This is a genomic window from Streptomyces sp. HUAS CB01, assembly GCF_030406905.1.
GTDB lineage: Bacteria > Actinomycetota > Actinomycetes > Streptomycetales > Streptomycetaceae > Streptomyces > Streptomyces chengbuensis.
In genome coordinates, this window is sequence record NZ_CP129137.1 from 3,509,917 (window position 1) to 3,533,070 (window position 23,154).

General features: G+C 73.9%; 19 protein-coding genes and 1 pseudogene. 5 read left to right on the forward strand and 15 right to left on the reverse strand.

Annotation, left to right across the window (positions count from 1 at the left end):
- Positions 1–196 precede the first annotated feature (196 nt).
- Positions 197–889, reverse strand: a complete 693-nt coding sequence (locus QRN89_RS15460) for an iron-dependent transcriptional repressor DtxR (protein WP_290349989.1) — start codon at positions 887–889, stop codon at positions 197–199.
- Positions 890–1,040: 151 nt separating this feature from the next.
- On the opposite strand from QRN89_RS15460, the gene QRN89_RS15465 reads away from it, so the two are divergent.
- Entirely contained in the window at positions 1,041–1,796 is a 756-nt protein-coding gene (locus QRN89_RS15465; protein WP_290349990.1) for an SIS domain-containing protein, read from the forward strand.
- Positions 1,797–2,027: 231 nt separating this feature from the next.
- On the opposite strand, the gene QRN89_RS15470 is transcribed toward QRN89_RS15465, so the two are convergent.
- Entirely contained in the window at positions 2,028–3,389 is a 1,362-nt protein-coding gene (locus QRN89_RS15470) for a PAS domain-containing protein (protein ID WP_290349991.1), read from the reverse strand.
- Between the two features lie 479 nt (positions 3,390–3,868).
- Positions 3,869–4,528 (reverse strand): pyridoxamine 5'-phosphate oxidase, encoded by a 660-nt coding sequence (gene pdxH, locus QRN89_RS15475; RefSeq protein WP_290349992.1) that lies wholly within the window; start codon positions 4,526–4,528, stop codon positions 3,869–3,871.
- A gap of 331 nt (positions 4,529–4,859) precedes the next feature.
- Here pdxH and QRN89_RS15480 point away from each other — a divergent pair, with 331 nt between their 5' ends.
- The gene (locus QRN89_RS15480; protein ID WP_290349993.1) at positions 4,860–5,972 is read left to right on the forward strand and encodes a citrate synthase 2; all 1,113 of its coding nucleotides are present in this window, start codon (positions 4,860–4,862) and stop codon (positions 5,970–5,972) included.
- 48 nt (positions 5,973–6,020) lie between these two features.
- Here QRN89_RS15480 and QRN89_RS15485 read toward each other — a convergent pair whose 3' ends face one another.
- The 10 genes and pseudogenes from QRN89_RS15485 to QRN89_RS15530 all read right to left on the reverse strand — a co-directional run bounded on the left by QRN89_RS15485 (position 6,021) and on the right by QRN89_RS15530 (position 18,204).
- Positions 6,021–7,067 (reverse strand): isopenicillin N synthase family dioxygenase, encoded by a 1,047-nt coding sequence (locus QRN89_RS15485; protein ID WP_290349995.1) that lies wholly within the window; start codon positions 7,065–7,067, stop codon positions 6,021–6,023.
- A gap of 464 nt (positions 7,068–7,531) precedes the next feature.
- Positions 7,532–7,763: pseudogene (locus tag QRN89_RS15490) on the reverse strand (DNA-binding protein); the annotation flags it as partial.
- Between the two features lie 43 nt (positions 7,764–7,806).
- Entirely contained in the window at positions 7,807–8,421 is a 615-nt protein-coding gene (locus QRN89_RS15495) for a TetR/AcrR family transcriptional regulator (RefSeq protein WP_290349996.1), read from the reverse strand.
- On the reverse strand, positions 8,409–9,158 hold the full coding sequence (locus QRN89_RS15500) for an enoyl-CoA hydratase family protein (RefSeq protein ID WP_290349998.1): 750 nt from the start codon (positions 9,156–9,158) through the stop codon (positions 8,409–8,411). The genes QRN89_RS15495 and QRN89_RS15500 overlap by 13 nt, the downstream gene beginning before the upstream one ends.
- Entirely contained in the window at positions 9,155–10,762 is a 1,608-nt protein-coding gene (locus QRN89_RS15505; protein ID WP_290349999.1) for a 4-coumarate--CoA ligase family protein, read from the reverse strand. The genes QRN89_RS15500 and QRN89_RS15505 overlap by 4 nt, the downstream gene beginning before the upstream one ends.
- 45 nt (positions 10,763–10,807) lie before the next feature.
- Complete coding sequence (locus QRN89_RS15510; protein ID WP_290350000.1) at positions 10,808–11,941, reverse strand: acyl-CoA dehydrogenase family protein; 1,134 nt, start codon at positions 11,939–11,941, stop codon at positions 10,808–10,810.
- Positions 11,938–13,908 carry an ATP-binding protein gene (locus tag QRN89_RS15515; RefSeq protein WP_290350001.1) on the reverse strand — a complete coding sequence of 657 codons (1,971 nt, stop codon included), beginning with the start codon at positions 13,906–13,908 and terminating at the stop codon, positions 11,938–11,940. The genes QRN89_RS15510 and QRN89_RS15515 overlap by 4 nt, the downstream gene beginning before the upstream one ends.
- Before the next feature lie 8 nt (positions 13,909–13,916).
- Positions 13,917–15,518, reverse strand: coding sequence for an acyl-CoA carboxylase subunit beta (locus tag QRN89_RS15520; RefSeq protein ID WP_290350002.1), 1,602 nt, complete (start codon positions 15,516–15,518; stop codon positions 13,917–13,919).
- Between the two features lie 154 nt (positions 15,519–15,672).
- Positions 15,673–17,388, reverse strand: a complete 1,716-nt coding sequence (locus tag QRN89_RS15525) for an acyclic terpene utilization AtuA family protein (RefSeq protein ID WP_290350003.1) — start codon at positions 17,386–17,388, stop codon at positions 15,673–15,675.
- Between the two features lie 3 nt (positions 17,389–17,391).
- Complete coding sequence (locus QRN89_RS15530; RefSeq protein ID WP_290350004.1) at positions 17,392–18,204, reverse strand: TIGR03084 family metal-binding protein; 813 nt, start codon at positions 18,202–18,204, stop codon at positions 17,392–17,394.
- Between the two features lie 196 nt (positions 18,205–18,400).
- On the opposite strand from QRN89_RS15530, the gene QRN89_RS15535 reads away from it, so the two are divergent.
- On the forward strand, positions 18,401–19,288 hold the full coding sequence (locus tag QRN89_RS15535; RefSeq protein ID WP_290350005.1) for a tyrosine-protein phosphatase: 888 nt from the start codon (positions 18,401–18,403) through the stop codon (positions 19,286–19,288).
- Between the two features lie 253 nt (positions 19,289–19,541).
- On the opposite strand, the gene QRN89_RS15540 is transcribed toward QRN89_RS15535, so the two are convergent.
- Positions 19,542–20,444 (reverse strand): EamA family transporter, encoded by a 903-nt coding sequence (locus tag QRN89_RS15540; RefSeq protein WP_290353721.1) that lies wholly within the window; start codon positions 20,442–20,444, stop codon positions 19,542–19,544.
- 219 nt (positions 20,445–20,663) lie between these two features.
- Between QRN89_RS15540 and QRN89_RS15545 the strand changes: the two genes are divergently transcribed.
- Positions 20,664–21,521: a LysR family transcriptional regulator gene (locus tag QRN89_RS15545; RefSeq protein WP_290350006.1), complete on the forward strand. Its 858-nt coding sequence runs from the start codon at positions 20,664–20,666 to the stop codon at positions 21,519–21,521.
- An 83-nt stretch (positions 21,522–21,604) separates the two neighbouring features.
- On the opposite strand, the gene QRN89_RS15550 is transcribed toward QRN89_RS15545, so the two are convergent.
- On the reverse strand, positions 21,605–22,018 hold the full coding sequence (locus QRN89_RS15550; RefSeq protein ID WP_290350007.1) for a cytidine deaminase family protein: 414 nt from the start codon (positions 22,016–22,018) through the stop codon (positions 21,605–21,607).
- 169 nt (positions 22,019–22,187) lie between these two features.
- Between QRN89_RS15550 and QRN89_RS15555 the strand changes: the two genes are divergently transcribed.
- Positions 22,188–23,009 (forward strand): HAD hydrolase family protein, encoded by an 822-nt coding sequence (locus QRN89_RS15555; protein ID WP_290350008.1) that lies wholly within the window; start codon positions 22,188–22,190, stop codon positions 23,007–23,009.
- Positions 23,010–23,154 lie beyond the last annotated feature (145 nt).

The window sequence follows — 23,154 nt, forward strand, 5'->3', positions numbered from 1 at the left end:
GGCCGGAAAGCGCGTTCTGGAAGAGGCGTCGGGGCGGGCGGAGGAGTCGCGTGGCGAACGACGAAGCGCGCCCGCACCGCGGCATGTGCGGTACGGACGCGCCGGATGGTCCTGACGGGCCGGTGGCCGACGGGACCCTTGGCTCAGCGGGTCCCGGAGGACGCCGGCCGGGACCGTGTGCGATGCGCCGGGGAACTCAGCGCTTCGCCACGAAGACATGCGAGGCGACGTCCGCCTCCAGCTCCGCGGCCTCACCGCCGCTGCCCACCAGCACACCTCCCGCCGACTCGGTCACGCTCACCACCGAACCGGGCTGCACACCCGCTCGGCGCAGGGTGTACATCAGCTGGGCGTCCGTCTGGATCGGCTCACCGATCCGCCGGACGACCACCGTCTTGGCCTCCGTGCCGGCGTCCAGATCGGCCAGGCTGACCATGCCGTCGTCCAGGAACGCCTCGGCCTCCGACTTCTCGCCCAGCTCCTCCAGGCCCGGGATCGGGTTGCCGTACGGCGACTCGGTCGGGTGCCGCAGCAGCTCGAGCACGCGCCGCTCCACGGCCTCGCTCATCACGTGCTCCCAGCGGCACGCCTCGGCGTGGACCTGCTCCCACTCCAGGCCGATCACATCGACCAGGAGGCACTCCGCGAGCCGGTGCTTGCGCATCACGCGGGTGGCGAGGCGGCGGCCCTCCTCGGTGAGCTCCAGATGACGGTCGCCCGCGACCGTCACGAGCCCGTCGCGCTCCATCCGCGCGACGGTCTGGCTCACCGTGGGCCCGCTCTGGTCGAGCCGCTCCGCGATGCGGGCGCGCATGGGGACCACGCCTTCCTCTTCCAGCTCGAGGATGGTGCGGAGATACATCTCCGTGGTGTCGATCAGTCCGGACATACGTGCCCCTCGATGAAGTCGTGCGGTGGCCCTGCCTCAATTCTGACGCATGCCGCCGACAACCGGACCACGCCTGCCTGGAACCCGTATTGACAGAGCAATGGTCCAGACCGCAACGTGATCCGCGACACGACGAGAAAGGGCGACCGCAATGGGCGAGAACAAGCTGGCGGACCAGTTCTTCGACGCCGCGATCGGCCTGCTCCGGCGCGTGCGCGACGAGGAGGCGGCGAGCATCGCCGCGGCCGGCGCGGCCATCGCGGACACCGTCGCCGCGGGCGGGCGGCTCTTCGCCTTCGGCGCGGGACACTCCTCGCTCGCCGCGCAGGACGTCGTCTACCGGGCGGGCGGTCTGGCGCTGATGAACCTGCTCGCCGTCCCGGGCGTCGTCGGGGTGGACGTGATGCCCGCGACACTCGGCTCCGCGCTGGAGCGCGTGGACGGTCTGGCCGGCGCCGTACTCGACTCCAGCCCTGCCCGCGCCGGCGACGTGCTGATCGTCGTCTCCCTCTCCGGCCGCAACGCCCTGCCCGTCGAGATGGCCCTGAACGCGCGGGCGCTCGGACTGAAGGTCATCGGTGTGACGTCCGTGGCCTACGCCACGGAGACGAAGTCCCGGCACGCCTCGGGCACGTACCTCAAGGACCACTGCGACATCGTCCTCGACTCCAAGATCGCGGTCGGGGACGCCGAACTGACCGCCGAGGGCATCGAGGCCCCGTTCGCCCCGGCGTCCACGGTCGTCACCAGTGCCCTGATGCAGGCGGCCGTCGCCGCGGCCGCCGGCGAACTGGCCGAACGCGGCATCGAGCCGCCGCTGCTGCGGTCGGGGAACGTGGACGGCGGCCACGAGTGGAACGACCGGGTCATGACGGAGTACGCGGACCGGATCTTCTACCGCCGCTGAGCCGGCCCACCCCGGTACCCGGCCACCCGGCGGCCCCGGCACGGGCCCTGCGCCCGCTCGCGGAGGGTGTGCCTCGCGCACCCCGGTCGTACGGGCGCACCTGCGGAGGGCGTACCCCGCTCGCGGAAGGAGTGCCTCGCGCACCCCGGTCTGCGGGCGCCCCCCGATCGCGGAAGCGCCCCCCGGTCTCGGGCGGCGCACCCCGGTCGAACGGGCGGTCCCGACAACGGGCTACTCGCCGCCCACCCGCCCCAGGTCCAGCGCCGAGGCCACGTGCGTCGCGACGCTCTCCGCGTACTCCGCGTCGGGGCGTTCGAAGCGGGGACGGTTGGCGGACCGCAGGAAGGTGACGACCCCGAGCGTGCGGCCGCGGCTGCGGAGCACCGTCGACAGGGCGTGCACCGCGTCGCGCGGCCACTGGCGTTCCGCGGCCCAGCTCTCGGTGCGGCCCGGTCCCCCGCCCGTGCTGGTGCGGACGGAGCCGACGCGGTCCATCGCCTGGAGGGCCGGGTGGCCCTGCGGGTACCGGAGCGGGATGCCCGCGCCCGCCACCCGGGCGACCGGCCCGGGGGCACCCGAGGGTGTCGCGGCGGCCCGCACCAGCCGATCCCCGTCCTCCGTCGCCACGTCGAGGAGGGCGTGGTCCGCGAACCCGGCGAGGGCGAAGTCCAGCTGCGTCGTCGCCGCCTCCATCGGGTCCTCGCACTCGGCCGCAGCCCTGGCGGCCCGGTGCAGTTGGCTGAAACGGAACCGCAGCCGGTCCGCCTCCTGCTCCGCGAGCTTGGCCTCCGTGACGTCCTGGAACAGCCAGCCGACGCCCAGCGGCACCGGCTCCTCGGCCAGCGGCGACGCCAGCCTGAGGAAACCGCTGCGCCAGCACCTGCGCCGCTCGCCCGCCTCGGTGCGCACCGTCAGCCACAGCTCGACGAGCGCGCCCGGCGCACCGTCGGCGAGGACGTGGTGCAGCGCGCCCTCCACCTCTTCGACGCCCTGCACGATCAGCTCCCCGAGAGGACGCCCGAGGGCCGTCGTACGCGCGGCGGAACCCAGCATCCGGGCCGCGTGCCGGTTCACGACGGCGGGCCTCAGGTCCACGTCCACCAGCACGACGCCCCACGACGCGTCCTCGAAGAGCGCCTCGCTCAGGGCGATCGAGCGCTCCAGGTCGATCTGGGCGTGCACCTCGCTGAACGCGCAGTACACCCCGGCGGGCCTGCCGTCGGCCCCGCGCACCCCGGCGGACTGGGTCCTGACGAGCACCCGCCCGCCGTCCTTGCGCAGCAGCGCGAACTCGTGCACCTGGCGGCCCGGCGCGGTCATCGCGGCCATCAGCCGGCCCTGGACGTCGTCCGCGTCCGCGGTCCGCACCGCCCATCCGGCGAAACCGCGCCGCCCGACGGCCTCCTCGGGCGACCAGCCGAGGATCCGCTCGGCCTCCCGGTTCCAGTGGGTGACCACACCGTCCGCGTCGAACGCGCACAGCGCGGCGTCCATCCCGTCCAGCAGCGCCGCGAGCAGATCGGAACCGGGGCCGTCCCGCTCCGGCTCGTCCGGACCCAGCGCGCTGGTGGTCTCGCTCTTGGAAGCACTCATCCTGGCACCCCCTGCAGGACGTGTCCTCGGGCCGGTGCCGCCCTCCGCAAAGCGGCACCCCGATCATTCAACTGGAACGTGACTCAGGACACATCAATTTCCCGGAAATCGTCGCCCGAGTGAAAAAGGGTTGAGCCACACTCGCGAGGTTCCTAGTGTGGGACGCCTCGAGAAGGGAGGTGATTCGGAACATGAAGGCATTCCGGACGCGAGAGGTGGCTGCGGGCTAGCGGCCCGTCGTCGCATTCGTGCACCTCGGCAGGGCCTCTGCCGAAATCCAAGCAGTCACCGACCCGCGGGCTCGCCGGTACGTCCGGCCGGCTTCCTCCCCGGAGGAACCCCGAGCCCGCGGGTTTCTGCGTTCCCGGGCCCGGGAACGCGGACGCCGCCCGGCCCGGCGGCACGGATCCGTCTCACACCGCCCGGCGGCACGGACCCCGCGTCACACTGCCCGACCCGCCGCCCCGGCCCACCGCCCGTCACGGGGCCAGCCGCTCCACGCGCCAGCCGCCGGGCTCCGCCGGGGTACGGACGTACCGGAGCCGGTCGTGGAGCCGGTTCTCGTGGCCCTGCCAGAACTCGACGGTCTCGGGTGTCACCCGGTAACCGCCCCACTCCGGCGGCACCGGGACCTGCTCGCCGGCCGGGTACCGCTCGGCGAGTTCCTCGTACCGCCGCACCAGTTCCCCTCGGGACGGGAGCACCGACGACTGGGGGCTGGCCCAGGCACCGAGCTGGGAGCCGTGCGGCCGGGTGCGGAAGTACGCGGCGGTCTCGTCGCGGCCGACCCGGGCCGCGGTGCCGGTGACGATGACCTGCCGGGTCAGCGGGTGCCAGGGGAAGAGCAGCGAGACGTGCGGATTGGCGTCGAGTTCGCGGCCCTTGCGCGAGGCGTAGTTCGTGTAGAAGACGAAGCCGCGGTCGTCGAAGTGCTTCAGCAGCACGGTCCGGGAGGACGGCCGGCCGTCGGGGGTGGCCGTGGAGACGATCATGGCGTTCGGCTCGTGGAGCCGGCCGGCCGCGGCGTCCTTGAACCAGTGGACGAACTGTTCCATCGGCTCGGCGGGCAGTTCCGCCTCGTCGAGCGGCATCGAGCGGTAGTGCTCGCGCATGGCGGCGGGGTCGAGGGCGTCGGTCACGGGATCATCCTGCCGCACGGCCCCCGGGCGGCCCTTCGCCCTCCCGGGTCCGCGCCGTGGCGGTCCGGGGCGGCGCGGCCCCTTCGTCACCCGTACGGAGCGCGGCAGAGTGTTCCCGGCACGGAGTGCCGCCAACCCTCCCGGCCCGGATCGGCCCACTGTGCCGGATGTCACGCTTCCCCGCATCAGTGGGACCGGCCAAAATCGTGCGCTGGGCCGCTGTGGCCTCCCTACGACGCGGAGCGGGTGACCACGCACCGCGCGGGGCATCACCGTGGTGGTGACCCACCCGGGCCGAAGCTTGTCTCGCACACATCTGAGGAGCCGCCTGATGTCCGATTTCGTACCCGGACTCGAGGGAGTCATCGCGTTCGAGACGGAGATCGCCGAACCCGACAAGGAAGGCGGCGCGCTCCGCTACCGCGGTGTCGACATCGAGGACCTCGTCGGCCACGTCTCCTTCGGGAACGTGTGGGGGCTGCTGGTGGACGGGGCGTTCAACCCCGGGCTGCCGCCCGCCGAGCCGTTCCCGATCCCGGTCCACTCCGGTGACATCCGCGTCGACGTCCAGTCGGCGCTCGCGATGCTCGCCCCCGTGTGGGGCCTGAAGCCGCTCCTGGACATCGACGAGGCACAGGCACGGGACGACCTCGCGCGGGCCGCCGTGATGGCGCTGTCGTACGTGGCACAGAGTGCCCGCGGCCAGGGCCTGCCGATGGTGCCGCAGCGGGAGATCGACAAGGCCGAGTCGGTCGTCGAGAGGTTCATGATCCGCTGGCGCGGGGAGCCGGATCCCAAGCACGTGAAGGCCGTGGACGCCTACTGGACGTCGGCCGCGGAGCACGGCATGAACGCCTCCACGTTCACCGCCCGGGTCATCGCCTCCACCGGCGCGGACGTGGCGGCCGCGCTCTCCGGTGCCGTGGGTGCCATGTCCGGGCCGCTGCACGGCGGTGCCCCGTCCCGGGTGCTCGGCATGATCGAGGAGATCGAGCGCACCGGCGACGCGGTGGCGTACGTGAGGAAGGCCCTGGACAAGGGCGAGCGCCTGATGGGCTTCGGCCACCGGGTGTACCGGGCCGAGGACCCGCGCGCCCGCGTCCTGCGGCGCACAGCGAAGGAGCTGGGCGCACCCCGCTACGAGATCGCGGAGGCGCTGGAGAAGGCCGCGCTGGAGGAGCTGCACAACCGCCGCCCGGACCGGGTGCTGGCCACGAACGTGGAGTTCTGGGCCGCGATCATGCTGGACTTCGCCGAGGTGCCCGCGCACATGTTCACGTCGATGTTCACCTGTGCCCGTACGGCCGGCTGGTCGGCGCACATCCTGGAGCAGAAGCGCACCGGGCGGCTGGTGCGCCCGTCCGCCCGGTACATCGGCCCGGGCCCGCGCGACCCGCGCTCGATCGAGGGTTACGCCGACATCGCCGACATCGCCGCGCGGTAGCGCGCCGCGGTGTGACGGTCCGGGCACCGCGAAGGGCCGGACCGGCGGTCAGGCCGCCCGTTCCACGAGATCCGCGTGGTGGCGGGCGGCGACCAGCGGGTGCGCCCGCAGCTTGCCCTTGAGCTCGTTGCGCCCGTACTCGGCGAACAGCGGGTTGGCCGGGTCGGTGGTGACGCCGGGCGCGTCCGCCGCGTACGGGAAGGGCAGCGGGGCGACCCGGGCGTCGAGCCGCGGGTTGAAGAAGAACGGCACGGAGAAGCGCTCGGTGGCACCGGGCGGGCTGACCACGCGGTGGTTGGTGGCGACGAGGTAGCCGTTGGTGGCGACCTCGAGGAGCTCGCCGAGGTTGACGACGAACGCGCCGGGCAGCGGCGGCACGTCGTGGAAGAGGCCGTCCTCCCGCTGCACCTGGAGACCGCCGATCCGGTCCTGGTGGAGCAGGGTGAGGAAGCCGTAGTCCTTGTGGGCGCCGACACCCTGGTCGGCGCCGTCCCCGGCGCTGCCGGGGTAGCGGACCAGCTTCAGGTGCAGATGCGCCCGATCGCCGAAGACGTCGTCGTAGAAGTCCGGCGGGGCGCCGATGGCGGTGAGGAGCTCGTGCAGCAGCCGGTGCGCCACCTCACTGAGCCGCTCGATCCAGCCGAGCGCGGCGGTACGCAGCTCGGGCAGCGCGGCGGGCCACTGGTTGGGCCCCTCCAGCCACCAGTACGCGGGCTCACCCGGCCCCGGTACGTGCGCGGGCCGCTCGGCGCCGATGTCGAGCTGGTCGCGCCAGTCGCGGCTGCCGCCGGTGCGTTCGTCGCCGATGCGCGTGTAGCCGCGGAAGTGGGGCGAGTTGACGTTGTCGATGGCGTGCCGCTCGGCCTCGGGGAGGGCGAAGAACGCGCGCGTCGCGCTCATGAGGGCGTCGGTCTCGGCCTCGGTGACGCCGTGGCCGACCAGCTGGAAGAAGCCGACGTCGTGCGCGGCGCTGTGCAGGCGGGCGTGCAGGTCGGCGCGGGCCGCGGGGCCGCGGTCGGCCGCCGAGAGGTCGATGACCGGGAGCTGCGAGAGGTCCCGCGAGGCGTGCCGCGGGAGGTGCTGCGAGGAAGACATGGGTGCGTCCGCTGTTCTGTGTCCCGGCCGCCGGTCCCGGTGATGACCGGGTGTCTGTGCCGCCGACGTCCGCCGGGGTGGGGGCGGGGCCGGTGGGCCGGGTGGGGTGGAGTCAGGGCGTGGGGCGGAGGTGAGCCCGACAGCCCATGCTCGTGACGCGGAGGAAGTCCACGTGGCGACGGCGAACGAGCGGAAGCATGGGAAAAGGGTACGACGCCGGACACGGCGAGCGGCCGTGACCCGGGTCACAGGACCGGAGCGTGGGTGCGGGGCCGGGGGAGGCCCCGTATCCCGGGCCGGCCCCGGGTCGCGGGACCCACCCGACCGACCGGGCCGACCGCGGAGGGCGGCCGCGGTGCCGGGGTCCGTCCCTCGGACGGGCCCGAGGGCCGCGCCCCGTCCGGCCGACCGCGGAGCCTCACCGCACCCGGCGGCGGGGCCGGAGACCGAGGGCCGACGGGTCGGACGCTCAGGAGCCGGATCCGGTCGCCGCAGAGCCTGGCCATGTCGTCGAGGTCGGACGTCGTCATCACGACGGGGCCCGGCCGGCGCAGCGCCATCTCGGCTACGGTCGCGTCGACGGCGTACGTGCGGCCCGTGCAGTCCGGCGTCCTTGGGCAGCCGGGTGGCGGCCTTCGCGGACTCCTCGGTGACGGGCTCCACCTTGACGCGGAAGAGGAGCCAGTTCAGCACGGGAGCGCGACAAGGCGTAGACGACCGAGTCAACAACCTCTGTCGTTCACGGCCGAGAAGCCGACCCCAGCGTCTCCTCCAGCAGCCGCGCCCACTGCCCCACGACCCGCTTCCGCCGTGCGGCGTCGTCGGTCAGCAGGTTCGCCAGACCCAGGCCGCGTGCCATGTCGAGCAGGCCCTGGACGGTCTCGCGCACGCCCGGCACCGTCTCGTCCGCACCGAGCAGCTCCACCGCGATCCGGTGGGTCTCGCGGCCGACGCGCGCCTCCAGTTCGGTGACGCGGCCGCGCAGCTGCTCCTCGTTGGAGGCCGCGACCCACAGATGGAGGGCGGCGCGGAAGAGCGGGCCGGTGTAGAGGTCGACCAGGGCGGACACGACGGCCGCCCGGCTCTGCCCCGGAAGGGACCGCAGGGCCGAGGAGCGCTCCTCGGCCACGTACTCCACGGCCGCCGTGAACAGGTCCTCCCGGGTCGGGAAGTGGTGCTGTGCCGCGCCCCGCGAGACCCCGGCCCGCTCGGCGACCACCGAGACGGTGGAGCCCGCCCAGCCGCGTTCGGCGAGGCAGGCCACCGCGGCCTCCAGGAGCCGCTGCCGGGTGGCCCGGCTGCGGTCCTGCTTGGGCTCCTTGGCGGAGCCGGCGGGGGAGGTCACAACACCCATGCGGGGTCCCGTCGTTCGAGGAAGGCGGTCATCCCCTCGCGCGCCTCCGCGGAGGCGAAGATCGACGCCGAGCGTTGGACGAGGTCCTCGGCGTCACGGTCGAAGGTTTCCCGCACCCTAGCCGTGATCAGCTGTTTCGTCGCGTCCAGGGCCTGCGGTGAAGCCTTGCGGAAGCCGTCGAGCACCGGCTCGAGGGCCTCGTCGACGTCCTCGGCGACGGCCGTCAGCAGTCCCGTGCGGACCGCTTCCGCGGCGTCGAAGCGCTCGCCGCTCAGGTAGTAGCGGGCCGCCGCCCGGGGCTCCAGACGCGGCAGCAGCGGCAGCGAGATCACGGCGGGCGCCACCCCGATCCGCACCTCCGTGAACGCGAAGTCGGACCCCGTGGACGCCGCGGCGACGTCGCAGGCTCCGACGAGGCCGAGCCCACCGGCGCGCACATGGCCGTCCACCCGCGCCACCACCGGTTTGGGCAGTTCGACGATCCGCCGCAGCAGCGCGACGAAGGTGTACGGGCTCGGGGGCTCCTTCAGATCGGCGCCGGCACTGAAGGTGGTGCCGGTGTGGGTCAGGACGACGGCCCGTACGGCGGGGTCCTTCCCGCACTCGGCGACGGCGTCGGCCAGTTCGCCGACGAGCCGCGCCGAGAGGGCGTTGCGGTTCGCCGGCGAGTCCAGCGTCAGGGTCGTGATGCCGCGTGCGGTCGCCGCCTTGACGGTCTTTGTGCCGGTGGATGTCACGTGGTCTCCTTCTCCGAGTCCTCCCGGGTCCCCCGGGTCTCCCGATCGCGCAGCTCGCGGCGGAGGATCTTCCCCGAGGCGGCCCGGGGCACCCCTCCGATGAACTCGACGCGCCGGATCTTCTTGTACGGGGCCACGCGCTCGGCGACATGGGCGAGGACGGCGTCCGCGGTGAGGTCGGGCGCGGCGGCCTGCCGTACGACGTACGCCTTGGGTATCTCGTTCCCGTCCTCGTCGTACACGCCGATCACGGCGGCGTCCGCGATCCCCTCGTGGGTGAGCAGCAGGGCCTCCAGCTCCGCCGGGGCCACCTGGAAGCCCTTGTACTTGATGAGTTCCTTGACCCGGTCGACGACGAACAGCCAGCCGTCCTCGTCCACGCGGCCGATGTCGCCGGTGTGCACCCAGCCGTCGTCGTCGATCATCGCCGCGGTGGCGTCGGGACGGTTCAGATAGCCCTTCATCACCTGCGGCCCGCGGATGGCGATCTCGCCCTCCTCGCCGGGCGCGGCGTCCCGGCCGGGGTCGTCGAGCGCCAGGATCCGCATCTCGGTGCCGGGCAGCAGTTTGCCCACGGCGCCGGGCGGCGGGTTCTCGGCGTCGAGGGGCACGACGTGGGTGCCGGGCGACAGCTCCGTCATCCCGTACGCCTGGAGCACCGGCGGCAGCCCGAGCCGCTCCGAGCAGGCCCGGGCGAGCCGGGCGTCCAGCGGGGCGGCGGCGCTGACGACGTACTCCAGTGACGACAGGTCGTAGCGTGCGACCGCCGGGTGCTTGGCCAGGGCCAGCACGATCGGCGGGGCGACGTACAGGGCGTTGATGCGGTGCCTCTCGATCGCCGCGAGGAACTGTTCGAGGTCGAACCGCGGCAGGACGACGACGGTGGCGCCCTTGCGCAGCGGCGCGTTCATCAGCGCGGTGAGGCCGTAGATGTGGAAGAACGGCAGCACGGCGAGGATGCGGTCGCCGGGCTTCATGGGGATCACGGGTTCCAGCTGCGCCAGATTGGTGGCGATGGACCGGTGGGTGAGCATGACGCCCTTGGGCACGCCGGTCGTGCCGGAGGAGTACGGCAGGGCGGCGATGTCCTCGGCCGGGTCGATGGCGACGTCGGGTTCGGGGGCCGTGGAGCCGAGCATGCCGAGGACCGAGCGGTGGCCGTCGGCCTGGTCGCAGACGAAGATCTCCTCGATCCCGCCGACGAGTTCCGCCGCGCGCCGGGCCGCTTCGAGCAGCGGCGAGACGGTGACGATCCAGCGGGCGGAGGAGTCGCGCAGCTGCTTGGCGAACTCCTCCGCCGTGGACAGCGGGTGGACGGTGGTGACGGCCGCCCCGGCGCGCGTGGCGGCGTAGAAGACCGTCGGGTAGGCGATCGTGTTGGGGCTGTGCAGGGCGAGCACGTCGCCCTTGCGGACGCCGGCGTCGGCGAACGCCGCGGCGAGCCTGCGGTGGTACGTGTCGAGCTGGGCGTACGTGAGCGTCGCGCCGCCGGTCCCGTCGACCAGGGCGACGGTGTCGCCGTACTCGGCCGCCCGGCCGAGTACGGCTTCGTGGATCGGGACGGAGAGGGACGGGACATCCGCGTACTCGCTGTGCATCACCATGACAGCCCCTTCACGGTCGGGTCGTGGTCGCCAGAATCGCGGCTGTCAGTACGATTTGGGGAGACCCAGGGACTGGTGGGAAACGAAGTTCAGGACCATCTCGCGGCTGACCGGGGCGATCCGGGCGACCCGGGCGGCGGTGACCAGGGACGCGAGGCCGTACTCACGGGTGAGGCCGTTGCCGCCGAGCGTGTGGACGGACTGGTCGACGGCCCTCACACAGGCCTCTCCGGCCGCGTACTTGGCCATGTTGGCGGCCTCGCCGGCGCCCAGGTCGTCGCCCGCGTCGTACAGCGCCGCGGCCTTCTGCATCATCAGCCGGGCCAGTTCCAGCTCGATGTGCGCCTGTGCGAGGGGGTGGGCGATGGCCTGGTGGGCGCCGATGGGGGCCTTCCAGACCTGCCGTTCCTTCGCGTACTCCACGGCGCGGGCCAGCGCGTAGCGCCCCATGCCGATCGCGAACGCGGCCGTCATGATGCGCTCAGGGTTGAGCCCGGCGAACAGCTGGAGGAGTCCGGCGTCCTCGTCACCGACGAGCGCGTCCTCGGGCAGTTCCACGTCGTCGAGGACGAGCTCGAACTGCTTCTCCTGCGCGTGCAGTTCCATGTCGATCTGCGAGCGGCCGAAGCCGGGCGCGTCCCGCGGGACGACGAACAGGCACGGCTTCAGCCGCCCCGTGCGCGCGTCCTCGGTGCGGCCCACGATCAGCGTCGCGTCGGCGATGTCGACGCCGGAGATGAACACCTTGCGGCCGTTGAGGACCCAGCCGCCCTCCGTGCGCCGCGCGGTGGTGGTGATCCGGTGGGAGTTGGAGCCGGCGTCGGGCTCGGTGATGCCGAAGGCCATCGTGCGGGTGCCGTCCGCGAGGCCCGGGAGCCACGCACGGCGCTGCTCCTCGGTGCCGAACCGGGCGATGACGGTGCCGCAGATGGCGGGGGAGACCACCATCATCAGCAGGGGGCAGCCGGCGGCGCCGAGTTCCTCCAGCACGATGGACAGCTCGGCCATGCCGCCGCCCCCGCCGCCGTGCTCCTCCGGAAGGTTGACACCGAGGTAGCCCAGCTTGGCGGCCTCGGCCCACAGCGCCTCACGGTCGTGGTGGCGGCCGTGCCGCTTCCCGAGGGCCGCGACCGCGGCGCGCAGCGCCGTGCGCTCTTCGCTTTCGATGATCGTGCTCATGATGCGTGCTCCTCCTGTGCTGCGGCTTGTACGACGGCGAGAAGGGCACCGACCTCGACCTGGCGGCCGGGGGCGGCGTGGAGCGCGGTGAGGGTGCCGGAGGCGGGAGCGGTGATGCGGTGCTCCATCTTCATCGCCTCCAGCCAGACGAGCGGCTGGCCGGCGGTGACCGTCGCGCCGGGGGCGAGCCCCTCGGCGACCCGGACGACCGTGCCGGGCATGGGGGCGAGCAGGGAACCGGGCTCGCGCTGGGCGGAGGGGTCGGGGAAGCGGGACAGTCGGACGAGTGTGTGGGCGGCGGTGGGGGTGTCGACGTGGATCCGGTCGCGCTCGTGGACGGCGATCCGGAACTCGCGCTCCACACCGTCGACTTCGAGCCGCACCGCGTCCGGCGCGGCGTGCCGGACCCGTACGCCGGGGAAGCCTTCGGCCTGCGTGCCCCGGCGGGTGACGCGGTAGCGGACCTCGTGCTCGGTGTCCCGACCCCGGTAGCGCTTCACCTGGGGCTGCGAGGGGAGGTTGCGCCAGCCGCCGAGGCGGGCGGTCGTACCGGCCGCGCCGCCGTCGGCCCGCCGGGCGGCGGCGTCGGCCAGGGCCGCGGCGAGCGCGGCGAGTTCCTCGCCGTCCTCCGGCGCTGTCAGTGCGGGCAGATGCCGGTCGTAGAAGCCGGTGTCCATCCGGGCCGCGACGAACTCGGGGTGCCGCAGGGACCGTACGAGCAGCTCCCGGTTCGTCACCGGGCCGTGGATCCGGCCCCGTGCCAGATCGCCCGCGAGACGCCGCACGGCGTCCTGCCGCGTGGGTGCCCAGACGACGATCTTGGCGATCATCGCGTCGTAGTGCACCCCGATCCGGTCGCCGTCGCCGTACCCGGTGTCGATCCGCGTCCACGCCCGCGGCTCCGCGGCGCCGTCCCCACCGGCCCGCTGCCGGCCGGCCGGGAAGGACAGCGCGTGGAGCGTGCCCGTCTGCGGGGCCCAGGAGCGCGACGGGTCCTCGGCGTACAGCCGGGCCTCGACGGCGTGGCCCTGCGGGGCGGGCGGGGCCGGCGGCAGGGCGTCGCCCTCGGCGACCGCGATCTGCAGGGCCACGAGGTCGATGCCGAACACCGCCTCGGTGACGGGGTGCTCCACCTGCAGCCGGGTGTTCATCTCCAGGAAGTGCGCCCGGTCGCCGACCACGAGGAACTCCACCGTGCCCGCTCCCCGGTAGTCCGTGGCCCGGGCCGCGCGGACGGCCATCTCCTCCAGCCGCGAGGCGAGTTCGGCGCCCAGCCCGGGCGCGGGCGCCTCCTCGACGACCTTCTGGTGCCGGCGCTGCAGCGAGCAGTCCCGGGTGCCCAGCGCCCACACCGTGCCGTGGGCGTCCGCGAGGATCTGCACCTCGACGTGGCGGCCGCCCTCGACGTACGGCTCGACGAAGACCTCGCCGTCCCCGAAGGCGCTCAGCGCCTCGGCCCGTGCGGCCGCCAACTCCGTCTCGAGCGCGTCCAGTTCCCGGACGACGCGCATACCTCGCCCGCCGCCGCCCGCCGCCGCCTTGACCAGCAGCGGCAGATCGTCCCCGGTGACCGCGTCCGCCGCGAACGGGGCGATGCCCATCAGCTCCTTGGCACGGGTCTTGGACGCCATCGCCTCGATGGCCTCCGGGGGCGGTCCGACCCACGTCAGTCCCGCACCGATGACCTCCCGGGCGAAGTCGGCGTTCTCGGACAGGAATCCGTAACCGGGGTGGACGGCGTCCGCGCCGGCCGCGAGCGCCGCCTTCACGATCAGGTCGCCGCGCAGATACGTGTCGGCGGGCGCCGCACCCGGCAGCCGTACCGCCGCGTCGGCCTCCCGGGTGTGCAGCGCGCCCTCGTCGGGGTCGGCGTAGACGGCGACCGTCGCGATGCCGAGTTCCCGGCAGGTGCGGAAGACCCGGCAGGCGATCTCACCGCGGTTGGCGACGAGCAGGGTTTCGATCATCTGGGGCCTCACATCCTGAAGACGCCGAAGCCGCCGCGCGCGCCTTCGACCGGGGCCGTGTGGATGGCGGACAGACACATGCCGAGCACCGTGCGGGTGTCGCGCGGGTCGATGACACCGTCGTCGTACAGCCGCCCGGACAGGAACATCGGCAGCGACTCCGTCTCGATCTGCTGCTCCACCATCGCCCGCAGACCGGCGTCCGCCTCCTCGTCGTACGGCTGCCCCTTCGCGGCGGCCGAGGCGCGGGCGACGATCGAGAGGACACCGGCGAGCTGCTGCGGTCCCATCACGGCGGACTTGGCACTGGGCCAGGCGAAGAGGAAGCGCGGGTCGTACGCCCGGCCGCACATGCCGTAGTGCCCGGCGCCGTACGAGGCACCCATGAGGACCGACAGATGCGGGACCTTCGAGTTGGACACCGCGTTGATCATCATGGCCCCGTGCTTGATGATGCCGCCCTGCTCGTACTCCTTGCCGACCATGTAGCCGGTGGTGTTGTGCAGGAAGACCAGCGGGATGTCGCGCTGGTTGGCGAGCTGGATGAACTGGGCGGCCTTCTGCGACTCTGCGCTGAACAGCACCCCCTGCGCGTTGGCGAGGATGCCGACGGGATGGCCGTGGAGCCGCGCCCAGCCGGTGACCAGGCTCGGGCCGTACAGCGGCTTGAACTCGTCGAAGTCGGAGCCGTCGACGAGCCGGGCGATGACCTCGCGCGGGTCGAAGGGGGTCTTCAGGTCCTCGGGGACGATCCCGAGGAGCTCCTCCTCGTCGTACACGGGCGGTTCGACCGCGACGGCCGGAGCGGGATGCGCCTTGCGGTGGTTGAGGCGTGCCACGATCCGGCGGGCGTGGCGGACGGCGTCGTACTCGTCCACCGCGTAGTGGTCGGCGAGTCCGGACGTCCGGGCGTGCATCTCGGCGCCGCCGAGGGACTCGTCGTCGCTCTCCTCGCCCGTGGCCATCTTCACCAGCGGCGGCCCGCCGAGGAAGACCTTCGACCGCTCCTTGATCATGACGGTGTGGTCGGACATGCCGGGGACGTACGCCCCGCCGGCGGTGGAGTTGCCGAAGACCACCGCGATCGTGGGGATCCCGGCGGCGGAGAGCCGGGTGAGGTCGCGGAAGAGCGCCCCGCCCGGGATGAAGATCTCCTTCTGGGACGGGAGGTCCGCGCCGCCGGACTCGACGAGGCTGATCACCGGCAGCCGGTTGGCGAACGCGATCTCGTTCGCACGGAGGATCTTCTTCAGCGTCCAGGGGTTGCTGGCGCCGCCGCGCACGGTCGGGTCGTTGGCGGTGATCAGGCACTCGACGCCCTCGACCGTGCCGATACCGGTGACGACGGAGGCGCCGACCGGGTAGTCGCTGCCCCAGGCGGCGAGCGGCGACAGTTCCAGGAACGGGGTGTCGGCGTCGAGGAGCAGCTCGATCCGCTCCCTGGCCAGGAGTTTGCCCCGCTTGCGGTGCCGAGCGGTGTACTTCTCGCCGCCGCCGGCAAGGGCCTTGGCGTGCTCGGCCCCGAGCGCGTCGAGTCGGGCGAGCATGGCCTCCCGATGGGCGGCGTGGTCGGGGGACGCGCTGTCGAGCGTGCTGGTCAGGACGGTCACGAGGTCACCTCCGGTGCGGGGTGCGGTGCGCGGACGGGGGCGCGCCGGGCGGCGCCCGGTGGGAACGGTCCGGCGGCCCGGGGCGGCTCGGCGGTGGCCGGCCCGCTCGGGGCCGAGGGGGCGGGACGGCGGGCGCCGTGAGAGGGGGCACGGGTCACAGCAGGCTCTCCGGGATGTCCACGTGCCGGGCCCGCAGCCACTCCCCCAGGCCCTTCGCCTGCGGGTCGAAGCGGGCCTGGGCGGCGACGCCCTCGCCCAGCAGGCCCTCGACGGTGAAGTTCAGCGCCCGCAGATTGGGCAGGACGTGGCGTACGGCGGTCAGGCCGGCGGTCTCCGGCAGGAGCTCGCGCAGCCGTTCCACGGTCAGCTCGTGCGCCAGCCAGCGCCACTCGTCGTCCGTGCGGACCCAGACCCCGATGTTCGCGTCGCCGCCCTTGTCACCGCTCCGGGCACCCGCGACCAGGCCGAGGGGGGCACGCCGGGTCCTCGCGCCGGCCGGCGGCGGCTCGGGCAGCGGCGGTTCCGGGACCGGCTCCAGGGCGCGGGACCGCGGCGCGGCCGGGACCGGCAGCCGGCGCCCGTCGTCGAGCACGGCCGTGTGCGCGACCGACCCCGCGTCCACGTAAGCGGCCTCGAACACCCCGTAGGGCGCGCCCTTCCCGGGCGGGGCGGTCACATGGAAGCCCGGGTAGCTGCCGAGGGCCGTCTCGACGGCCGCTCCGCTGACGACCCGGCCGACGGCTTCCGCGTCCGGGTCGCGCACGACCAGCCGCAGCAGCGCGCTGGCGGTCTCCTCGGTGGCGGCGTCCGGCCGGTCGGTGCGGGCCAGTTCCCAGCGGACCTCCGCCGGGCGGGACCCGGCGCGGGCGAAGGCGTCCTCGATCTGCTCGCGCACGAGCCGTGCCTTGGCGTCGATGTCGAGCCCGGTCAGGACGAACACGACCTCGTTGCGCCAGCCCCCGAGCCGGTTGAGGCCGGCCTTGAGCTCCGGCGGCGGCGCCTCGCCCCGCACACCCGAGACGCGGACCCGGTCCGGGCCGTCCTGGACGAGCCGTACGGAGTCCAGGCGCGCGGTGACGTCGGGACCCGCGTAGCGCGCCCCGCCCGTCTCGTAGAGCAACTGGGCGGTGACCGTCCCGGTGTCCACGAAGCCGCCGGTGCCGGGGTGCTTGGTGATGACGCTGCTGCCGTCGGCGTGCAGTTCGGCGAGGGGGAATCCGGGGCGGCGCAGGTCCCGGCCGGCGTACCGCCCGTCGGCGAAGAAGGCGTAGTTGCCGCCCGTCGCCTGCGTGCCGCACTCCAGGACGTGGCCGGCGACGACGGCTCCGGCGAGGGCGTCGTGGTCCTCGGGCCCCCAGCCGAAGTGCCACTGCGCGGGCCCGGTGACGAGCGCGGCGTCGGTGACCCGGCCGGTGACGACGACGTCGGCGCCGGCGTCCAGACACGCGGCGATCCCGGCGCCGCCGAGGTAGGCGTTCGCGGCCAGCGCACCGGGGAAGCGGTCGGTGAGGTCGTCGCCCTCGACATGGGCCACGCGCACGGGGACCCCGACGCGTGCGGCCAGTTCGCGCACGGCGTCGGCGAGACCGGACGGGTTGAGCCCGCCGGCGTTGGCGACGATCCGCACGCCTCGCTCCTGTGCCAGGCCGAGGCCCTCCTCCAGCTGGCGCAGGAAGGTCCTGGCGTAGCCGAGGCGCGGGTCCTTCATCCGGTCCCGGCCGAGGATGAGCATGGTCAGCTCGGCCAGGTAGTCCCCGGTGAGCACGTCCAGTTCGCCGCCGGTGAGCATCTCGCGCACGGCGTCGAAGCGGTCGCCGTAGAAACCGGACGCGTTCCCGATGCGCAGCGGGCCGGACTCCGCGGGCGGCAACGGTCAGGCCCCCTTCGGGGCGCGGCCGGTGCCCGCCGGGCCGGCGAAGGCCTGGGCGATGTCCAGCCAGCGGTCGGCGTCGGCGCCCTCCGCGCGGACGGCGAGATCGTCGCGGTGCGCGCGCTGGGTCACCAGCAGGCAGAAGTCCAGCGCGGGACCGGTCACCCGTCCCCCTCCTTCGGCACGGGGGGCCTCCGCGGCGTCCTCGGGCCCCCACGTCCACAGCTCCCCGCCCGGCCCGGTCAGCTCGACCCGGAACTGCTCCTTCGGCGCCTCGAGCCCGCGCACGAGGTAGGCGTAGTCACGGGCCCGTACGCCGATGTGCGCGACGTGCCGCAGCCGGGCGGTCGGCTCCCGGACGACCCCGAGGGCGTCGGCGACGTCCTGGCCGTGCGCCCAGGTCTCCATCAGCCGGGCGGTGGCCATCGACATGGGGCTCATCGGCGGCCCGTACCAGGGGAACCGGGCACCCGGCGGCGCGTCGCGCAGCGCCTGCCGGAGCCGCTCACGGCCGGTGCGCCAGTGGGCGAGCAGGTCGGCGGGAGGCCGGCGGACCCCGGCCTCCGCGGCCCGGTCGACGAAGGTGTCGGGCTCGGCGAGCGCCTTCTCGACCTCCTGGGCGAAGGCCCCGGGGCTGGTGGCGGCGAGCAGCGCCACCTCGTCGGTCCAGGCGAGGTGGGCGATCTGATGGGCGATGGTCCAGCCGGCCGCGGGGGTCGCCGTCCCCCATTCCTCGTCGCTCAACCCGGCCACGAGACGGTCGAGTTCGTCGCTCTCTGCGCGCAGGTCGTCGATGACGGCCGCGGGGTCGGACACGGGGCGCTCCCTCCGGGACACGGCGTGGTGTCCCGGAGCATGACAGCGCGCGAAGAAACAATCAAGCATGCTTGCTTTAACTTTCCGGCCGGGTCCGGCTGCCCCGGCCGGGGGGTTCCCGGCCGGCCCGGACGCCTCCGGCGCGATTCCCCCGGCGGTCCGGCCGCCTCCACCGGAGGCCGGTACCGTGCCGCCCGTGAGCAGACAGAGCAGACCCATACCGTTCGAACGACTGCACAACTTCCGGGACTTGGGCGGATACCCCACCGGGGACGGACGCTTCGTGCGGTGGGGACGGCTGTACCGCTCCGACTCGCTGGCCAAACTCGCCGGGGACGACTGGGAGCGCTTCCTCGGCCTGGGCATCGGCACGGTCGTCGACCTGCGCCACCCGTGGGAGATCGAGGCCCGCGGACGGGTCCCGGAGGACGCGTCGTTCGCGTACCACAACCTCAGCATCGAGCACCGGCCGTACGACCAGCCCTCGCTCGGCCCCGAGGTCGAGGTCGGACCGTTCCTCGCCGAGCGGTACCTGGAGGTCGCGGACGACGGGGTCGCGGAGCTGCGGCAGGCCCTGGGGGTGATCGCCGCGGCGGACGGTCCGGTGGTGTTCCACTGCGCGTCCGGCAAGGACCGCACGGGCCTGCTGGCCGCGCTCGTACTGCTCCTGTTGGGCGTCTCCGAGGCGGACGCCGTCGAGGACTTCACCCTCACCGAACTGGCCACCGGACGCCTGCTGGCCGACTGGCGAGCGGCGCACGGGGACAGGGAGCCGACGTGGCCCGGCTACGGACGCGCACCCGCGGAGGTCATGACCCTGTTCCTCGCGGCACTCGCGCGCAGGCACGGCTCCGTACGGGACTACGCGGCGAACGCACTGGGCGTGGACGAGGCGCTGACCGAGGCGCTGCGGGAGAGGCTGCTCACGCCGGCGGGGCCTGAGGAGGCGGAGCCTGAGGAGGCGGAACCTGAGGCCGGGACCGGGACCGCGGATGGGGCCGGGCCGGCGCGCGGGGGTGCGGCCGGCGCCCTGGGCACCGCCGGAGCCGGGGAGACGCGGACGGAGGCGGCGGGGAGGGCGTAAGGCGCCCGGGAGCGGCGAGGACGGACCGGGCGGCAGACGGGCGCGTCGGGCACCCGGGCCGCATCCGGCGGGTGCACGGGCCGGGTTCGGTGCGCGGCGGTTCGGTGCGCGGCTGCGGGGACGGGCACCGGCGGACCCGGACGGACCGCCGCGCGTACGGACCGCCGCGCGTACGGACCGCCGCACCTCGCGGGCGCCGCCCTGCGGGGCACCCCGCGACACGTGCCGGGTGGACCGCCGGTCCGCGCCCCCATCAGGCCGTGCGGCTGCCCGCCCCCACCTGGGTGCGCACCGCGCCCATGCTCGCCGCGACGACGAGGGCGATCGCCAGCGCGTCGGCCGCGGACAGCGCCTGGTGCAGCACGAGGAACCCGGCCGTCGCGGCGATCGCCGGCTCCAGGCTCATCAGTACGGCGAAGGTCGGGGCGGGCAGCCGTCGCAGGGCGAGGAGTTCCAGCGTGTACGGCAGCACGGACGACATCAGCGCGACCAGGAGACCCAGCCCGATCGTGGACGGCACGAGCAGCTTGCCGCCCGCCTCCGCGATGCCGAACGGCAGGCTCAGGACGGCGCCGACCGCCATCGCGAGGGCGAGCCCGTCGGCCTGGGGGAAGCGGCGTCCCGTGCGCGCGCTGAAGACGATGTACGCGGCCCACATCGCGCCCGCGCCGAGGGCGAACGCCGCGCCGACCGGATCGAGCCGGTCGAAACCGCCGCCGCTGAGGAGGATCACGCCGCCGAGGGCGAGACCCGCCCAGACCAGGTTGACCAGCCGCCGGGAGACGATCACCGAGAGCGCCAGCGGGCCGAGGACTTCCAGCGTCACGGCGGCGCCGAGCGGAATGCGGTCGGCCGCCTGGTAGAAGAGCATGTTCATCCCCGCCATGGCCGCGCCGAAAGCGACCACCGTGCCCCAGTCGGCGCGGGAGTGACCGCGGAGCCGGGGCCGGCAGACCAGCAGGAGCACGACGGCGGCGAGGACCAGCCGGAGCGTGACGACGCCGAGTGCGCCCGCGCGGGGCATCAGGAGCACGGCGACGGCGGCGCCGAACTGCACGGACAGCCCGCCCGCGACGACGAGAGCGACCGGCCCGAGCGAGCCGCGGCCGCGGCGCGTGCCGCGCTCCAGTTCACCGGCGGCTTCCGGGAGGGCCACCGCGGCGGCCGCCCGCTCCACACCCTCCCGGCCGCCGGTGCTGGGGGTCGCGCCTGCGCCACGGAGCCTGCTCACCGTTCCACCTTCGTCTATCCGACTGAACCAGAAGTTCAAAATACTGCACTGGAGGTGCCCAGTCCACTTCGTTTCCACTGCCACGCTACGGAAGCCCGCGCCCTTGGTGAAATACCGATTGGGCTGCGGTTATGCTCCGCACGCATGAGCATCGAGCTGCGTCATCTCCGCTGCTTCCTCGCCATCGCCGAGGAACGGAGCCTGACCCGGGCCGCCGTCGTCCTGCACCTCACCCAGCCCGCCGTCTCCCGCACGCTCGCCGCGCTGGAGCGCCACCTCGGCGTGCGGCTCGTCGACCGCTCCACGCACCACCTGGACCTCACCGCCGAGGGCCGGGCGTTTCGCGAGCGGGCGGCCGCGGCGGTGGCCGCGTTCGACGACGCGCTCGACCCCGCCCGGCTGCACCACCGGCCCCTGCGCCTCGGCCACGCCTGGTCGGCCTTCGGCGCGTTCACCACCCCCCTGCTGCGGCGCTGGCAGCAGGAGCACCCGGACACCCCGCTGGAACTCCTCCGCATCGACGACCGCACGGCGGGACTCGCGCGCGGCGCGGTGGACGCCGCCGTGCTGCGCGGCACGGTCGACACCCCCGGCCTGGTGACCGCGCTGCTGTTCACCGAACCCCGGGTGGCCGCGGTCACCTCCGACGGGCCGCTCGCCGGGCGCGCGTCGCTGACGCTCGCCGATCTCGCCTCCGTCCCGGTCGTCCTCAACACCGTCTCGGGGCTGACGACGCCCGACCTCTGGCCCGCGGGGTCAGGACCGGTGTCGACCCTGACGGTCGGGAACACCGACGACTGGCTGACCGCGATCGCCGCGGGCCGCGGCGCGGGGGCGTCGGCGGCGTCCACGGCGGAGATGCACCCCCACCCGGGCGTCACCTACCGCCCGCTCACCGACGCGCCTCCGGTACCGGTGGTCCTCGCCTGGCGCGCCGCCGCACCCCACCCGGCGCTCGGGGCGCTGGCGGCGCTGGCGCGCGAACTCAGCGCCGAGGACTGATCCGACGCGGCGGCACGCGCCGTACCGTCGGCAGCGTTCGCCCTGTTGCCGGCCGGCGGAGCAGGCCCCGCCGAGCAGCGCCCTCACTCGCCGTCGAGCTGATGGTCCGCCCAGACGTAGCTCGTGGGCAGCAGGTCGGTGACGGGGACGGCGCGGATGCGGTCGCCCTCCCCGACGATGACCTCCAGGGCCGGGAAGTAGTCGAGCAGTACCTGACGGCAGCGGCCGCACGGCGGAACGACGCCCCGATCGCGGTCCCCGACCGCGACGATGGTTTCCAGCTCGTAGGCGCCCTGGGCGGCTGCCGCGCCGATGAGAACGAGTTCGGCGCAGGGCCCTCCCGTGAAGTGGTAGGCATTCACGGCGGTGACGATCCGGCCGTCACGGGTGCGGCCCGCGGCAGCCATGGTGTGGTTGTCGCCCCGGCAGGCCGTCCGGGCCACGTGCGCCGCGGCCTGCACGAGTTCGTGGTCGACGGCATGGAACTGCGTGGTCATCTTCTGTGCTTCCCTGCCTTCGTCGGGTGTCGGACGACGGTGGCCCGTGTCGCGAGGGTGCGCAAGCGAGTATCGGCAACGCGCTCGTTGCCGGGGACGGGTCCGGAGGAGCCGGACGAGCGGAGAACCGGATCCCGGAACCGGCCTGTGGCGGCCCTAACATGGGCCGATGCGGCACCCTCGCTCCCGCCCCCGGCTCATCGCGACGGACCTGGACGGCACGCTCCTGCGTCGCGACGGCACCGTGTCGGGGCGCACGCTGCGCGCTCTGCGCGTCGCTGTCGAGGGCGGCGCGGAGCTCGTCTTCGTCACCGCCAGGCCGCCGCGCTACGTCGACGCGCTCGCCGCCGCGACGGGGCTCGTCGGCACGGCGGTGTGCAGCAACGGCGCGCAGGTGTACGACGTGCGGGCGCGTACGGTGGTCCACTCCCGGGCCCTCGTCCCGGACACGGCCCGCAAGGTGGCGACGGCACTGGCGGTGGCGGCACCGGGACTGGGTTTCGCCGTGGAGACGGGCCTGCGGGTGCTGTACGAGCCGGCGTATCTGCTGCGTTTCAGCGGCGGGCTCGGCGCGGAGTCGCCCGTGGCGTCCCTCGGGGACCTCTGGCTGCTCGACGTCCCCATCGTGAAACTGCTCGCCCACTCGAACCGGTTCGACGCGGACGTGCTCGTGGCCCTGGCGGAGGAAGCGGCGGGCGGGGAGGCGCAGTTCACCCACTCGGGCGGGCGTGGGCTGCTGGAGATCAGCGCACGGGGGGTCACCAAGGCCGCGACGCTGTCCGCGCTCTGCGCGGAACGGGGCATCACCGCGGACGAGGTCGTGGCGTTCGGCGACATGCCCAACGATCTCGCGATCCTCCGCTGGGCGGGCGGCGGTTACGCGATGGGCAACGCGCACCCGGTCGTGCTCGCCGCCGTCCCCCGGCGGACCGCGTCCAACGAGGAGGACGGCGTGGCCCGGGTCCTGGAGCACCTCTTCGACGGGGACTGAGGCCGGCGGCGCACGGGACCCGGCGAGGGTCACCGTCGAATTCGAGCCCCGCGCACCGTGGTGACTCCCTGGCGGCCCCGACGGGGCCGAGAGCCTGCAAGCTCAACGGGAACCCCGGGAACCGCTTGTCGGGTGCACGACGTCT

Excerpts from the sequence above, each read along its gene's own strand:
- QRN89_RS15470 (WP_290349991.1), bottom strand. The coding sequence starts at position 3,389 with ATGAGTGCTTCCAAGAGCGAGACCACCAGCGCGCTGGGTCCGGACGAG.
- QRN89_RS15510 (WP_290350000.1), bottom strand. The coding sequence starts at position 11,941 with ATGAGCACGATCATCGAAAGCGAAGAGCGCACGGCGCTGCGCGCCGCG.
- QRN89_RS15515 (WP_290350001.1), bottom strand. The coding sequence starts at position 13,908 with ATGATCGAAACCCTGCTCGTCGCCAACCGCGGTGAGATCGCCTGCCGG.
- QRN89_RS15480 (WP_290349993.1), top strand. The coding sequence starts at position 4,860 with ATGTCCGATTTCGTACCCGGACTCGAGGGAGTCATCGCGTTCGAGACG.
- QRN89_RS15555 (WP_290350008.1), top strand. The coding sequence starts at position 22,188 with ATGCGGCACCCTCGCTCCCGCCCCCGGCTCATCGCGACGGACCTGGAC.
- QRN89_RS15550 (WP_290350007.1), bottom strand. The coding sequence starts at position 22,018 with ATGACCACGCAGTTCCATGCCGTCGACCACGAACTCGTGCAGGCCGCG.
- QRN89_RS15505 (WP_290349999.1), bottom strand. The coding sequence starts at position 10,762 with ATGGTGATGCACAGCGAGTACGCGGATGTCCCGTCCCTCTCCGTCCCG.
- QRN89_RS15460 (WP_290349989.1), bottom strand. The coding sequence starts at position 889 with ATGTCCGGACTGATCGACACCACGGAGATGTATCTCCGCACCATCCTC.
- QRN89_RS15495 (WP_290349996.1), bottom strand. The coding sequence starts at position 8,421 with ATGGGTGTTGTGACCTCCCCCGCCGGCTCCGCCAAGGAGCCCAAGCAG.
- QRN89_RS15485 (WP_290349995.1), bottom strand. The coding sequence starts at position 7,067 with ATGTCTTCCTCGCAGCACCTCCCGCGGCACGCCTCGCGGGACCTCTCG.
- QRN89_RS15545 (WP_290350006.1), top strand. The coding sequence starts at position 20,664 with ATGAGCATCGAGCTGCGTCATCTCCGCTGCTTCCTCGCCATCGCCGAG.
- QRN89_RS15465 (WP_290349990.1), top strand. The coding sequence starts at position 1,041 with ATGGGCGAGAACAAGCTGGCGGACCAGTTCTTCGACGCCGCGATCGGC.